The organism is Ruegeria sp. AB10 (genome assembly GCF_056542745.1).
Map to the genome: position 1 here is coordinate 140,631 of NZ_JBQGAI010000001.1, position 14,200 is coordinate 154,830.

Sequence of the window (14,200 nt, forward strand, 5' to 3'; positions counted from 1 at the left end):
GTGTAGAATTTTCCTATATTCTGCCGGTCTTTCTTAACCCGCACTGGAATCGTCATGGCCCTCGATACCGAGACACCGCTGAACTCGCTTGGCTTTGCCAAACCCCCGTCGGAAACGCGGGTGGTTGTGGCCATGTCCGGTGGCGTGGACAGTTCGGTTGTGGCCGCCCATCTGGCCGATCAGGGTTATGACGTCGTTGGTGTGACGTTGCAGCTGTATGACCACGGCGCCGCGCTGGCCAAGAAAGGCGCGTGCTGTGCCGGAATCGACATTCATGATGCGCGTCGCGTGGCCGAGGAACGTGGCTTTCCGCACTATGTTCTGGACTACGAGAATATCTTCAAGGATGCGGTGATTGACGAGTTCGCCGACAGCTATCTGGCAGGCGCGACTCCTGTCCCCTGCATCCGCTGCAACGAAAGGGTGAAGTTCAAGGACTTGCTGGAAACCGCAAAGGACCTTGAGGCCGACTGCATGGCCACCGGTCACTATATTCAGCGCAAGATGGGTCCCAATGGCCCGGAACTGCACAGCGCCGAAGATGCGAACCGGGATCAGTCCTACTTCCTGTTCTCGACCACGCCCGAGCAGTTGGACTTCCTGCGCTTTCCTCTGGGTCACCTGCCCTCGAAGGACGCAACACGCGAAATGGCTGCGCAATACGGGCTGGCCGTGGCCGACAAGCCCGACAGTCAGGACATCTGTTTCGTGCCCGATGGCAACTATGCCAGCGTGATCGAGAAACTGCGCCCTGGTGCTGCGGAACCCGGTGAGATCGTGCACGCCGATGGCCGTGTCCTGGCGCAGCACAACGGCGTCATCCATTACACGATCGGTCAGCGCCGAGGTCTGGGCATCGGCGGCCTCAGCGAGCCGCTCTATGTGGTTAAGCTGGACGTCGACAAGAAACAGGTCGTCGTTGGGCCCAAAGAGATGCTGGCAACGCGCACCATTCCGGTACGTGAGATAAACTGGCTGGGTGACGAGCCGTTCACCTCGCGCGATGAATGGCATGTATTGGTCAAGGTCCGCTCGACCCGTCCGCCGCGCGAGGCGATCATTCGCCCGCTGTCCGACACCACGGCCGAGGTTGAACTGCTGACACCCGAGGAAGGTGTTTCGCCGGGTCAGGCCTGCGTATTCTATGCTTCGGAAGGCAGCCGCATCTTTGGCGGTGGCTGGATCTGGCGCGGCTACTAAATCGCGTCCGTCCACGAGTTGCTGAGGATGTAAAGCCCGGCGCAGATCATTACGTAGGGCACGAGACGTTCTAACCGCCGGGCCAAAGCGCCGCTCATGAACGGGGCTTTTGATCCAAGCAAAGCGACCGTGGCCAGACAAGCTGCGGCTATCACAGCACCAATCACGCCAGCAGTTCGGAAGCTGGGGGCGGAATCCGCCAACAGCGGCGCCAGAACCGCGAAGGTGTCCATTGACAGGCTGATGAACAGCAACGTGACCATGATCACCGACGCTCCGGTATCCAGGTTGGGGTTTGCCGCGGTTTCTTTCCCGCTTTTCCTCCGGATCAGAGCCAGAATGCCAAGGCTCAGCGGGATCACCCCCAGATACCCGGCCCAGTGCGGCACCACATCTTCGACCCCCATCGCCAGCAAAAGCGCCGCACCGATCACGATCATCTGTGCCATCAGGAACCCGAAGATCGACCGCTTTGCCCCCGAGACCACCGTCAGCGCCAGAAGCGCCGCCAGATTGTCCAGATTGGTCATGATCTGAGCCATAAAGGCCGACAGTCCAAAAAGCGCAAAGTCCAGCATCACTTGGTCATCCGGGACAGAACCGCTTTGGCCGCGCGCAGTCCGGGCGCTTCGCCGCCGCGTCCCAGACGCTCCATCGTTGTCACCATGGCCTCGCACTGCGCATTCGGGTTCGCAGCTACCTGTGACAGGGCGTCAGCGATCCTGTCCGGCTGACAGTCGTCCAACAGGCATTCGGGAACGGTGCGGGTCTCTGACACCAGATTGACCAGCGTCACCGTATCCAGCTTGACCATGCGCTTGGCGATCCGGGTCGTAAGCCAGTTGAGGTTATAGGCAATCACCATCGGCGTGGCCTGCGCGGCCAGTTCCAGTGAGACGGTGCCCGACGCCGCCAGCGCCAGCTCAGCCGTTGCAAAGGCGGCCCGCTTTTGCGCAACCGCTTGGTCCGAGGGCATGTTGCGCGGATCGACCACCACCGGTTTGCCCGGCCAGCTTTGCACATGCTGCGCAACGGTATCGACCATATGCGCCACCGCTGGCACCACGACCCGCACGTCCGGCCGGTCTTGCAGGTAACGCTGCAACGCTGCACCAAAGATCGGGGCCAGACGTTCGACCTCGCCACCGCGCGAACCGGGCAGCGCCAATAAAATCGGTGCGTCGCCGAGATCATGGGTAGTGCGGAACATGCGGATATCGTCTTCGGTCGCCACCGGTTCAGTGGCAACCGGGTGGCCGACGAAATCACATTCCATACCGGCGCGCTCCATATAGGGCGGCTCGAAGGGCAGCAGCGCCAGAACGTGATCGATCACCTTGGCCATCTTGTCGGCCCGGCCCGGACGCCACGCCCAGACACTGGGGGCGACGTAATGCACGGTTCGGATATCGCTTTGGGCCTTGACTATCTTGGCCACGCGCAATGAGAAATCGGGGCTGTCGATGGTGATCAGCACATCCGGCTGCGTGTCCAGAACCGCTTGCGCGGTCTCGGCAATCCGGCGTTTGAGGTGGAAGAACTTGGGCAGAACCTCGACCAGCCCCATCACTGAAAGTTCGGACATCGGAAAGCGGCTTTCCAAGCCCTGTGCGTGCATCAACGGCCCGCCAACGCCGTCAAACTGCACATCGGGAACGAGGGTTCGAAGCCCCTCCATCAGCGCGCCGCCCAAACGGTCGCCCGACGGTTCTCCGGCGACCAGGAACACCCGCATCAGCTGGCCCGCTCGCGTACGTAGAGGAACAGACCAAGGCGGTTGCATTCGTCGAGAACACGATCCTGTTGCAAAACGATGACGCCGCCCTTTTCGATGACGATCCCCGCAAGCCCGGCGGCCACGGCAGAGGACACGGTACCCGGCCCAATGGTCGGCAAGTCCGCCCGACGATCCTGATCGGGTTTCGGGGCTTTGAACAGAACCCCGCCACCGGCATCGGGGCGTTGGGTCAAAGACTGCAACATCCAGTCTGTGCCAAAGATACTTTCAACCGCCAGTGCCTGCCCCTTGGACACGGCGCAGGCCTGCCCGATATCCGCTGCACCCATGGCCCGCAGGATACCGGCGGCCCGATCTGCATCAGCCAGATCAGCCTCAGACGGTTGCGTTTCGGTCAGGCATCCAAGCTGCGGCAGCAACGTGGGCGCAATCTCATGGGCCGCGCGCACGGTCAGGCCGGATTCTTCGAAAATGCCGATCACGGCACGCAGGGCGCCGTCATCGCCGGACATCAGCGCCTGTTGCAGCACCGGCACCAGCGGCATCGTCGCCGCGTCAATGCGTGAAGGATCAATCGCCGGTCGCCGGACAGCGCCTGCCAGGCAGATGTCGGTTACACCGCGCGCTTTCAGATCACCAATGAAACTGCCCAGCTGTTCCAGCGGAAACACGATATCTGCCGTCAGAGTGTCGGGCGTGAACCCCTCCATCGCACAGACCACCGGGCGATCGGCAAGGTGTTGCACCACTTCGCCCGGCAAGGCACCCGTTCCAGCAATCAGCGCCAGCATCGGTTTACTTCCTCGGTGTCAGGAAAGAACGATCCGACTCTCCGGTCACGAAATCCACGATCCGCTGCACGTATTCGCTTTCGTTTTCTGCCCCTACCCGATGAGCGCGCTCCATGAACGTGCCCTCACCCGATGACAATTCGCGGAACGCAGCCCGCAGGGCCGCGATATCCTCGCGCGAAACACCGCGCCGCTTGAGGCCCACCAGATTCAGGCCGTCCAGCTCGCCCCGAGGGGCCTGAACCAGGCCGTAGGGGATCACGTCATTGGCCACCATCGTCAGCGCGCCGATGATCGCACCACGACCCACGCGCACCCATTGGTGCAGGCCCGAGATACCGCCGACGATCACGTCGTCCTCGATGACGCAATGCCCCGCTGCGCCTGCATGGTTGACCATGATCACCCGGTTGCCGATCTGCACATCATGCGCCACATGCACACCGGCCATCAGCAGGCAATCATCGCCGATCCGGGTCACACCACCGCCGCCTTCGGTGCCGGTATTCACCGTGACATGCTCGCGGATGCGGTTGCGCTTGCCGATCTCCAGCCGCGTGTCTTCGCCACCGAACTTCAGGTCCTGCGGAATCTCTCCGATCACCGAGAAGTTGAAGATCACGGTTTCATCACCAACCGAGGTATCACCGGTCACGACAACATGCGATTTCAGCTCAACCCGCCCGCCCAGCTTGACCTGCGCACCGACATAGCAGAATGGCCCGATGATGCAGCCTTCACCGATCTGCGCACCGTCTTCGATAATTGCGCTTGGGTGGATGCCGCTCATGTTGTTTTTTCCATGTCCCAGTCGACATAGGCCGAGAATTCGGCCTCGGCCGCGATCTCGCCTTCAACGGTCGCTTTGCCGCTGAACTTGAAAATCTTGCCGCCCTTCTTGCCGCGCACGGTTTCGACATGCATCTCAAGCACGTCGCCCGGGATCACCTTGCGGCGGAATTTGCATTTGTCGATATTCATGAAATAGATCAGCAATTCGCTGTCGATCACATCCATACCCACGCCCAGCATCACGCCTGCGGTTTGCGCCATCGCCTCGACAATGGTGACGCCCGGCATGATAGGAGTGCCCGGGAAATGGCCCTGGAAATGCGGCTCGTTCATGGTGACGTTCTTGATGCCAACCGCCGACTGATAGCCCGAGATATCAACCACCTTGTCGACCAGCAGAAACGGATAGCGATGCGGCAAGATCCGCTGGATCAGCTGAATATCTGCGCTTTTGGTTTCCGTGCTCATAGTGTCGTCGTCCCGTAATGGATTTCTGTTTGCGGCGTGGTAGCAATACCGCGCCGTAAGGGCAAGCAAACCTATTCGCCGGCCTCGTTTTCGGCAGTGCTGCCGTCGCCAATCACCGCGTCGATCCGGCTGATGGCCGCATCGGTGATGTCGGTACGGTCCGAGCTGAGAAAGACGCTGGATCGTTCGATGATAATCGACGCGCCGGATTCGCGCAGCAGATCAATCAGAACCGGCTGTACCAGTTCAAAGAACCTTTGACGCGCCTCTTCACTGCGTCTTGCCAAGGCGTCCAGCTTGGCACGTTGCCCCTCGCGGTGGGACTGGACCTTTTCGTCGAACGCATCGGCCAGCGGGCGGAATTCATCTGCTGTCATGGTGGCGCGGCGTTCAGTCAAAAGCTTTTCTTCCCGGCTCAGCTCGGCCACGATCCGTTCGTTTTCCTCACCCAGCAGGATACCTTCGGCCTCGATCTCGCTCAGGATACGCTGACCAAAGGCCGAGTCAGAAAACAACCGCTCGCTGGACAGGGTCACAACGCTGCTTTGCGGCACGCCCAATTGCTGCGCCACGGTCGGGGCTGCGCAGGCAAGGGCCAGAAAAACACACAGGGCCCCAAAAGGGCCCTGCAGCTTCATGAACATACGCTTCACCATTCAGGATCAGAACCGGGCCTGAACCGTCAGGTCAAAGTTCTGCTCCTTGTCGAAGTCCTCTTTCTTCAACGCTTTCGAGAAGTTGAAGCGCAGCGGACCGAACGGTGTTTCCCACAGAACCGATACACCGATCACGTGACGGATCGAGCCGTCTTCGCCAACGATGTCCGCGCCCGCGGTGTTCACGTCATTGAGGTTGTAGAGGTTACCAAAGTCATAGAACACACCACCGCGCAGACCCAGTTCTTCGGGCAGGCCCAACGGGAAGTCCGATTCCAACCGCGCAACCCAATAGTAATTGCCCCCGATCGCGTCATCCTGACCGTTCGACAGATCGCGCGGACCGATACCCGCAGGCTCGAACCCGCGGAAGACGCTCGGCCCCAGAACAAAGCGGTCGAGTGTGCGGCTGAAGTCATCGCCGCGCCAGTGCAGCGCACCCACTTCGAGCGATGCACGCAGTACAACCTCTTCATTCCAGACGCGGGTCTGGGCGATACCACGGGCGGTGGTCTTGTAGAACTCATTGTCTCCGCCCAAACCGGCCGCATCGATACCGGCTTCGAACAGCACACCTGCGTTCGGGTTCAGACCGCCAAGACGGCTGTCATATACGTAGGACACGCCCAGGGAACTGGTCGAACGCTCGCCCTGATCGATTTCCGAGGAAATGACAGCGCCGTTGACCTCATCATCCTGCTGGGTCATTTCGCTGTTTTCCCAACCGTAACGCAACCGCAGCGACGACAACTCGCCAATGGCGTAGCTCAGCTGAGGCCGGAAGAACAGTGTCTCGGTGTCATAGCTGGCAAAGCTCGAGTTGGTCGACGACAGGCCAAGCCCCAGATCAAAGCGCAGTTTGCGCCCCAGAAGATAGGGTTCGGTGAAGTTGAGCGTATATTGCTCGGCATCCTGCGCAGTCGACAGAGTCAGTCCAACCGTCTGACCGCGCCCAAGGAAGTTGGTTTCCCGCAGCCCGATCGCAATCCCGAAACCGTCGGAAACCGAGTAGCTACCACCCAGGCTCAGCGAGCCGGTCGGTTGCTCTTCGACGTCCACGTCCACGATCACCTGGCTGGGCGTAGACCCTTCACGCGGCTCGACATCCGCCACCGCAAAGAACCCCAGCGCACGAATACGTTCGGCAGCCTGACGGATTTCGCGCGGGTTGAAGGGATCGCCTTCTACCGTGTCGAACTGACGGCGGATCACACGGTCCAGCGTCGTAGTGTTGCCTTCGATATCAATCCGCTCGACAAAAATACGCGGTCCGCGGGTCAGGACAAACTGAACATCCAACGTCAGATCACGCGCATTGCGGCTGACGCGCGGTTCGACCCGTAGGAAATCGACACCCTGCTTGATCCCCAAACGCTCCATCCGGGCAATCGAGTTTTCAACCAGAGAGGGCGTGTAGGTCACGCCCGGCCGGATTTTCAGCGCATCCTGATACGGAGCCGGGTCCACGCCCGGAATTTCGCTGACCGTGCTGATTTGACCGAACGAGAACTTCTGACCTTCGGTGATGTTCATCACCAGGAAAAACGCGTCTCGTTCGCGGGTGAACTCGACGTTCGCGCTGTTGATTCGGAAGTCCACATAGCCGCGGGACAGATAGAAATCCCGAATGACCTGTTTGTCGAATTCGATCCGGTCAGCGATGAAAGTATCGCCGCGCAGGAAAGTCCGCAGAACGTTGGCCTGCTTGGTTTCCAGAACCCGGCGCAGGCGGCGATCTGAATAGGCACGGTTGCCAACAAAGCTGACGCGCTCCACCTCAATCGTGGTGCCTTCGGCGACTTCGAAAACCAGGTCGACCCGGTTGTCGCTGCGGCGGATGATGCGCGGAATGACCGTTGCGGACACCCGCCCTTGCGACGAGTAGATCTCTGCAATCAGATCCGCATCCGTTTCCGCGACCTGAGGCGTAAAGACACGCCGCGGCTGCGAGGTGATCGCCTCGAGCAGCACGTCGTCCTTGACCCGCTGGTTCCCCTCGATGCTGATCTGGTTGATGGTCGGATATTCCTCAACCTCGATCAGCAGCGTATTGCCGCGCGGGGTCAGTTCGACTGTCTCAAAAACACCACTGTCAAGCAAACGCTGATAGGCATCGTTCAACTGACCGGCGGTTACCGACTGGCCCGGTTCGATGCCGGTCCGGGCGATAATGGTCGAAGTTTCGATGCGCCGGTTGCCTTCGACGTCGAAGGAATTGATGACAAAGGTCTGCGCCCATGCAGCCTGCGGTGCAGGCAGGAAACTTACCAATGTCAGAAGGAAAAAAAACGTTAGTGACCGCCACAAAATCTTGTTTTCCGGCTTTTGCCCCCCGCAGGATGTGCCCGCGCCTCGCCTTTCAGTCATATTTTTCACTACCCAATTTTTTTGGACTTTATAGCTGAGTAGCGAGATTATTAATTCTTGTCAAAAGACCAAAAAAGAAAGCGGCCACTTGGGCCGCCTCGTGGGGTTTTCACAACAGGTGATGAGAATCACATGGTGATCAGGTAGGCCCAACCGCCCATCGCGACTGCGGTCGCGCCAAAAAACAGCAGCATGTCCCAGTTCAACACGAACAGGTATCGAACACTTTCGGCTGATTTACGCAAGGCTCTGGACATAACAACCTCTGACACGGTTAACATTCGGGTCTGAAACCTACGCGTGAATTGAGGCGGAATTGCGGCTTTTTCATGCACTCCCCGCCACATTCAGCAGAACAGATCGTTTGTCACCGAAAAGATCATTAGCCCCAAAATCAGTGATACACCGACCCCCATCAGAACACCCAGAACCTTGTCGCTGGGCGGTTTGCCCGTAACGGCTTCATAAGCGTAGAAGACCAGATGACCGCCATCCAGCGCCGGAATCGGAAACAGGTTTAGAAGCCCAACGGCAGTCGACAGAACCGCGATGAAGAAGATAAAGCTCTGCGCCCCTTGACTGGCCATTGCGCCCGAAGTTTCGGCAATACCGATAGGGCCGGACATGTTGCAGGTACTGATCGCGCCGGTAATCATGTGCCAGACGCCTGACAGCGACCCGTCAATGATGCGCCAGGTCTGCCTTACGCCTCCGGACAGCGAGTCCATAAGGCCCGCCGGTTCCGTCGCCGGTTCCAGAGCCATGCCGCCGACGATTCCGATCCGCCAATGGGTCACGAATCCGCCTTCGGGTTGCGGTTCATCGGTGCGGCGCGGAGCCAGCGCGAATTCAAGCTCGGCCCCGTCGCGCCAGACATCCAGCAGCAGGACCTTACCGTCCGAGCCTTCCACATGTTCCTTGAGCTGTCCGAAGGCAAAGACCGGCTCACCGTTGATCGCCGTGATAACATCGCCGGATTTGAGGTCGATATCCATCGCGGCGCTGCGCGGAGCAACCTGCTGGATCAGCGGTGGAAACAGCCAGGGACCGGACACATCCATCGTCTGTCCGTCACGGATCACCGTGTAATCCAGGGCGGGCTCAACCGGCAGAGCGTCGGTGAAATCGGACCAGGCCCCCTGCTGATCAAAATCAGGCACCGTGATGCCCGCAATGGCCACGATCTCATCACCGTCCTGCAATTGCTGTGCCGTCCCGGGCAAAGGATACAGCTTGCCAACAGTCAAAGGTTCCCGGGTCACACCCTGAGAAAAGAAGATCAGGCCGAACACCAGTATGGACATCACAAAGTTGAACGCCGGGCCTGCGGCAACCGTGGCTGCCCGCGCCCACAGGGGCGCGCCATGCATGGTACGACGCAGCTCTTCGGGGCTTTGTTCGGTGATTTCCTGAATCGCCTCTTTGTCCTTGCCGGACGCGGCGTTTGAGTCGCCCAGAAACTTGACATATCCGCCAAATGGCAGCGCGGCGATCTGCCAGCGGGTGTCGCGCTTGTCGACGCGGCTCCACAACACCGGACCAAACCCGATTGAAAACACCTCGGCATGGATACCGGACCACCGACCCACGATATAGTGGCCGTATTCATGCACCGCGACGATGACGGACAGAGCAATCACAAAGGCAAAGATGGTATACAGCAGGTTGCCGAATTGAGGGATCAGAGAGATTAAGTCCAAGTTTTTATCCTGCTGACTGGATGGCGGCCTCGTCGGCCCACTTACGTGCCAGATGGTCCGTTTGCAGCACGTTATCAAGGTTTAATGGGGCATCAAAAAGGCCGTCTGACGACTCGAACCTGTTCAGAACGGCCTCGACAATATCAGCCATCTCAAGAAAGCCGACGCGACGCGCGATAAAGTGATCCAGCGCGCGTTCCTTGGCGGCGTTGAAAACCGCGCCGGACAGGCCGCCCCGCTGCATCACATTGCGGGCCAGACGCAAGGCCGGATAGCGTGCTTCGTCCGGTTCCTGAAACCGCAACTGGCCCAGTTTGGCAAGGTTCAGGCGTTCGACCGGCAGGTCGCGCCGTTCGGGCCAGTGCAAAGCATAGCCGATCGCGTGGCGCATGTCCGGCGCGCCCATATGTGCCATGACCGCCCCGTCATTGAACCCGACCAGCGAATGTACGATGGATTCGGGATGGACAAGCACTTCGATCTGACCTGGTGAGACGCCAAAGAACTCTTTGGTTTCAATCAGCTCCAGCGCCTTGTTAAACATCGAAGCGCTGTCGATTGTGATCCGCTGCCCCATGTTCCAGTTGGGATGGTTCGAGGCCTGTTCGACCGTCGCACTGGCCAGATCGCTCAGCGGCCAGTCGCGGAAGGCGCCACCGCTGGCGGTGATGATGATCCGCTCGACAGCGTCCATATCCTCACCGACCAGAGCCTGAAACACCGCCGAATGTTCGCTGTCCACGGGTAGTAGGCGCGCGTTATGCGCCCGCGCGGTTTCCAGCACCAGCGCCCCGGCACAGACCAGCGTTTCCTTGTTGGCCAGCGCCAGCGTCGCGCCCTGTTTCAACGCCTCAAGCCCCGGCGGCAGTCCGGCGGCCCCGACAATGGCGGACATGACCCAAGCAACCGGGCGCGCCGCAGCTTCGATCAGGGCCGCCTGCCCCGCAGCGGCTTCAACACCGCTGCCGGACAATGCGGCGCGCAGATCCTCAAGCCGATCCTCATGCGCGGTCACGGCTACATCAGCATTCAGGCGGCGCGCATCTTCGGCCAGTTTTTCGATATTCGCCCCGCCGGTCAGCGCCACAACGTCATAATCCGACGGATTCCGGTCGATCAAATCAATGGTGTTCTGCCCGATTGATCCGGTCGCGCCAAAAATCGAGACTTTGCGCATCACATGCCCCCGGGGGAATAGATCAGGCCCGCGATCAGAACAAACAGGGCTGCACCCATCATACCGTCGAACCGGTCCAGAAAGCCGCCATGGCCCGGGATCAGGTTCGAGCTGTCCTTTACTCCGAACTTCCGCTTGGTTGCACTTTCGACGATGTCACCGGCCTGACTGGCCATCGACGCCATCATCGAGATCAGGACGAACATGAATCCGAACCCGGCATGGATGGCGAACATGCCCCCAACGATAGCCGCGGCCGCCCATCCGCCGGCGGTGCCGGACCATGTCTTTTTGGGGCTGACCCTGGGCCAGAATTTCGGGCCGCCAAGGGTTTTACCAACGAAATACCCGGCTACATCCGTCGCGACCACCACCGAGATCAGCCAGACCATCCAGCCAAAGCCCATATTCTCGCGGATCGAGATGAACCCCAGACCAGCCGCTGCAATCCAGATCGCAAATAGCGCATAGGTCGTCTTGGACCGGCTAATCTGCCCTGCCCCAACCAAGGCTGGCGCAATCAGAACCGGCAGCTTGTAAAGCGGCGGCAGATGATAACTCAGCACAACCGCCACCCCGGTCAGAATGCCAAGCTGTATGGCTGCCCCGGTTTTGTCCGGGTCGATCATCCGCACCAGTTCCCAGGTCATCAGACCACAGGCAATCCCGATGAAGGCTTCGAACCACAAACCGCCCAGCCAGACTTCGACAGAGCCGACAAGAACCAGCACAGCCGCAGACAGAACCCTTGCGGTCAGGTCAGACCATCGGCCGTCACTCATGCTGGAACTGCCCCAAAGCGGCGTTCACGGGACCCGAAGTTGCGGCACAACCGTTCCAGTTCCGCTGCGGTGAAATCGGGCCACAGCGTGTCGATGAATTCATATTCCGAATAGGCTGACTGCCACAAAAGAAAGTTTGAAATCCGCGCCTCACCACTGGTTCGAATGACCAGATCCGGATCAGGAACAACGTGCGTATCCAGATACTTGGGCAAAGTTTCCTCATCCACGTCTTCGGGCCGCAGACGCCCCTCGGCCACGTCCCGTGCCAGTCGTTTGGTGGCGCGCGCAACCTCATCCCGCCCGCCATAGTTCAGGGCCACCGTCAGATGAACCAAATCGTTGTCCTTGGTTTCCTCTTCCAGCGTATCCATCAACTCGGTCAGCTTCTTATCCAGCCGCACCCGATCCCCGATAAAGCGCACCCGAATCCCGTTTTTCTTCAGGGTCCGGGTCTCTTTGATGATGTAGCGCCGGAACAGGCTCATCAGCCCTGCAACCTCGGCCTGTGTGCGTTTCCAGTTCTCGGTCGAAAAGGCAAAAACCGTCAGGTATTTGATCCCAAGCCCCGGGCAGGCCTCGACCACTTCGCGCACCCGCCGCGCACCGGCGTGGTGCCCGAACAGCCTTGGCCGGCCACGCGCCTGCGCCCAGCGACCGTTCCCGTCCATGATAATAGCGACATGGCGCGGCCCGTTCGCGGGCTCAGTATGTGGGGCGTTGAGCATATCCCGGTCTCAGACCTGCATGATCTCGGCCTGCTTGGTCTCAAGCGCGGCATCAACGGATTTGATCATCTCGTCGGTCAGGTCCTGAACTTCGGTTTCCCAGAACTTCTGATCGTCCTCGGACATGCCGTCGGCCTTGGCTTTCTTGATTTGATCCATCCCGTCGCGGCGGACGTTGCGAATCGAAACCCGGGCGTGCTCGGCATATTGACCGGCAACCTTGCCCAGTTCGCGGCGGCGCTCTTCGTTCAGTTCGGGAATCGGCAGCATGATGATGGTGCCGTTCAACTGAGGGTTGATCCCCAGACCGCTTTCACGAATGGCTTTTTCGACCTTGCCGACAAGACCCTTGTCCCAGACATTGACGGTGACCATGCGCGGCTCGGGCACGTTGACTGTTCCGACCTGATTGATCGGCGTCATCGATCCATACGCATCGACCATGACCGGTTCCAGCATCGAGGCCGACGCCCGCCCGGTCCGAAGCGAGGCAAATTCGGTTCTGAGATTGGACATGGCGCCTTCCATGCGCCGTTTCAAATCATCGGTATCCAGTTCGAAATCGTCAGACATGCTGCTCACTCCCCGTCTTCAGGTGCTGTTTGCATGGCTCATAAGCCATCGCAGGTGGGATGTATAGCAATCATGATGCGGAAATGCGCCAATGGCCAGAGGTGTTTCCGGCATTTTCCGGGCGTTTCAGAGACAAAAAGACCGATCGGCACATAGGCCGACCGGTCTCGAGGTTCGTCTTGCCGATCAGGCGTTTACGTCAACAACGACGCGGCCCTTGACCTGACCTTTCAGGATATCGGCACCCAATTGCGGCAGGTCACCCAGGGTTGCGGGGTGAACCATCGCTTCCAGCTTGCCCATGGGCAGGTCCGTTGCAATGCGCTGCCAGGCGCGCACCCGGTTTTCATAGGGCTGCATGACGCTGTCGATACCCAGCAGATTGACCCCGCGCAGCAGGAACGGAATCACCGTTGCAGGCAGGCCCGCACCGCCGGCCAGACCCACCGCGGCAACCGAAGCGCCGTATTTCATCTGACCCAGCACGCGCGCCAGCATCTCGCCCCCCACCGCGTCAATACAACCCGCCCAAGTTTCGCTTTCCAGCGGGCGTTTGGTGGTCTCGTTCAGTTCTTCACGCGGAACGATCGTGGTCGCACCCAGAGATTTCAGGTAATCACCCGTTTCCGGGCGCCCAGTGACAGCCGCAACCTCATAGCCCAGATTGGCCAGAATGGCAGTTGCCACCGAGCCCACACCACCCGCGGCCCCAGTCACCAGAACCGGGCCATGGCCGGGCTGCATACCGTGATCTTCCAGCGCCATCACCGCCAGCATCGCCGTGAAACCGGCCGTACCCACCGCCATCGCCTGCCGCGCATCCAGCCCCTCGGGCAGAGGCACCAGCCAATCGGCCCGAGCGTTTGCCTTTTGCGAGTAACCGCCCCAATGGGCCTCGCCCACACGCCAGCCGGTCAGAACCACCTTGTCGCCGGGCTTATAGCGATCATCCGAGGACGCCTCGACCGTACCGGCATAGTCAATCCCCGGAACATGCGGGTACGAGCGCACCAGACCACCCCCCCTGGGAGAGGTGCACAAACCGTCTTTGTAATTCACGGTCGAGTACTCGACGGCTACCGTGACCTCACCCTGAGGTAGATCATCCAACGAAAGCTGTTTCACCACTGGGCTGGCCAGCCCGCTTTCCTCGTCCTTTTCCATGACCAATGCGTTGAACATCTTATTTCCTTTCGTTTCTTCAAGGCCAGATCGCGATCTTCACCTG

At 59.8% G+C, this 14,200-nt stretch carries 15 protein-coding genes; 1 reads left to right on the forward strand and 14 read right to left on the reverse strand.

Going from position 1 to position 14,200, the window contains the following annotated elements; all coding sequences use genetic code 11:
• Positions 1-54 precede the first annotated feature (54 nt).
• Entirely contained in the window at positions 55-1,200 is a 1,146-nt protein-coding gene (gene mnmA / locus ACR0NT_RS00725; RefSeq protein WP_170671408.1) for a tRNA 2-thiouridine(34) synthase MnmA, read from the forward strand.
• Here the strand turns inward: mnmA and ACR0NT_RS00730 are convergent.
• The 14 genes from ACR0NT_RS00730 to acuI all read right to left on the reverse strand — a co-directional run bounded on the left by ACR0NT_RS00730 (position 1,197) and on the right by acuI (position 14,154).
• Positions 1,197-1,778 (reverse strand): cadmium resistance transporter, encoded by a 582-nt coding sequence (locus ACR0NT_RS00730; protein WP_170671406.1) that lies wholly within the window; start codon positions 1,776-1,778, stop codon positions 1,197-1,199. The two genes, mnmA and ACR0NT_RS00730, sit on opposite strands and share 4 nt — an antisense overlap.
• Positions 1,778-2,935 carry a lipid-A-disaccharide synthase gene (gene lpxB, locus ACR0NT_RS00735; RefSeq protein ID WP_170671404.1) on the reverse strand — a complete coding sequence of 386 codons (1,158 nt, stop codon included), beginning with the start codon at positions 2,933-2,935 and terminating at the stop codon, positions 1,778-1,780. Before lpxB ends, ACR0NT_RS00730 begins: the two co-directional genes overlap by 1 nt.
• Positions 2,935-3,729: a UDP-2,3-diacylglucosamine diphosphatase LpxI domain-containing protein gene (locus ACR0NT_RS00740; protein ID WP_170671402.1), complete on the reverse strand. Its 795-nt coding sequence runs from the start codon at positions 3,727-3,729 to the stop codon at positions 2,935-2,937. Before ACR0NT_RS00740 ends, lpxB begins: the two co-directional genes overlap by 1 nt.
• 4 nt (positions 3,730-3,733) lie before the next feature.
• A complete protein-coding gene (gene lpxA / locus ACR0NT_RS00745) occupies positions 3,734-4,519 on the reverse strand; it encodes an acyl-ACP--UDP-N-acetylglucosamine O-acyltransferase (RefSeq protein ID WP_170671400.1) in 786 nt (261 codons plus the stop codon).
• Entirely contained in the window at positions 4,516-4,989 is a 474-nt protein-coding gene (gene fabZ / locus ACR0NT_RS00750) for a 3-hydroxyacyl-ACP dehydratase FabZ (protein ID WP_170398715.1), read from the reverse strand. The genes lpxA and fabZ overlap by 4 nt, the downstream gene beginning before the upstream one ends.
• Before the next feature lie 71 nt (positions 4,990-5,060).
• Positions 5,061-5,645, reverse strand: coding sequence for an OmpH family outer membrane protein (locus ACR0NT_RS00755; RefSeq protein WP_170442622.1), 585 nt, complete (start codon positions 5,643-5,645; stop codon positions 5,061-5,063).
• 6 nt (positions 5,646-5,651) lie between these two features.
• Positions 5,652-8,012, reverse strand: a complete 2,361-nt coding sequence (bamA, locus tag ACR0NT_RS00760) for an outer membrane protein assembly factor BamA (RefSeq protein ID WP_170442620.1) — start codon at positions 8,010-8,012, stop codon at positions 5,652-5,654.
• Between the two features lie 128 nt (positions 8,013-8,140).
• A complete protein-coding gene (locus ACR0NT_RS00765; protein WP_480442530.1) occupies positions 8,141-8,269 on the reverse strand; it encodes a hypothetical protein in 129 nt (42 codons plus the stop codon).
• 90 nt (positions 8,270-8,359) lie between these two features.
• The gene (gene rseP / locus ACR0NT_RS00770) at positions 8,360-9,712 is read right to left on the reverse strand and encodes an RIP metalloprotease RseP (protein ID WP_170671398.1); all 1,353 of its coding nucleotides are present in this window, start codon (positions 9,710-9,712) and stop codon (positions 8,360-8,362) included.
• 4 nt (positions 9,713-9,716) lie between these two features.
• Entirely contained in the window at positions 9,717-10,889 is a 1,173-nt protein-coding gene (dxr, locus tag ACR0NT_RS00775) for a 1-deoxy-D-xylulose-5-phosphate reductoisomerase (protein WP_170671397.1), read from the reverse strand.
• Positions 10,889-11,671 (reverse strand): phosphatidate cytidylyltransferase, encoded by a 783-nt coding sequence (locus tag ACR0NT_RS00780; RefSeq protein WP_170671395.1) that lies wholly within the window; start codon positions 11,669-11,671, stop codon positions 10,889-10,891. The genes dxr and ACR0NT_RS00780 overlap by 1 nt, the downstream gene beginning before the upstream one ends.
• Entirely contained in the window at positions 11,668-12,399 is a 732-nt protein-coding gene (locus tag ACR0NT_RS00785) for an isoprenyl transferase (RefSeq protein ID WP_170671393.1), read from the reverse strand. Before ACR0NT_RS00785 ends, ACR0NT_RS00780 begins: the two co-directional genes overlap by 4 nt.
• A 9-nt stretch (positions 12,400-12,408) precedes the next feature.
• On the reverse strand, positions 12,409-12,972 hold the full coding sequence (gene frr / locus ACR0NT_RS00790) for a ribosome recycling factor (protein ID WP_170442610.1): 564 nt from the start codon (positions 12,970-12,972) through the stop codon (positions 12,409-12,411).
• 186 nt (positions 12,973-13,158) lie between these two features.
• Positions 13,159-14,154: an acryloyl-CoA reductase gene (gene acuI, locus ACR0NT_RS00795; RefSeq protein WP_170671391.1), complete on the reverse strand. Its 996-nt coding sequence runs from the start codon at positions 14,152-14,154 to the stop codon at positions 13,159-13,161.
• Between the last annotated feature and the right edge of the window lie 46 nt (positions 14,155-14,200).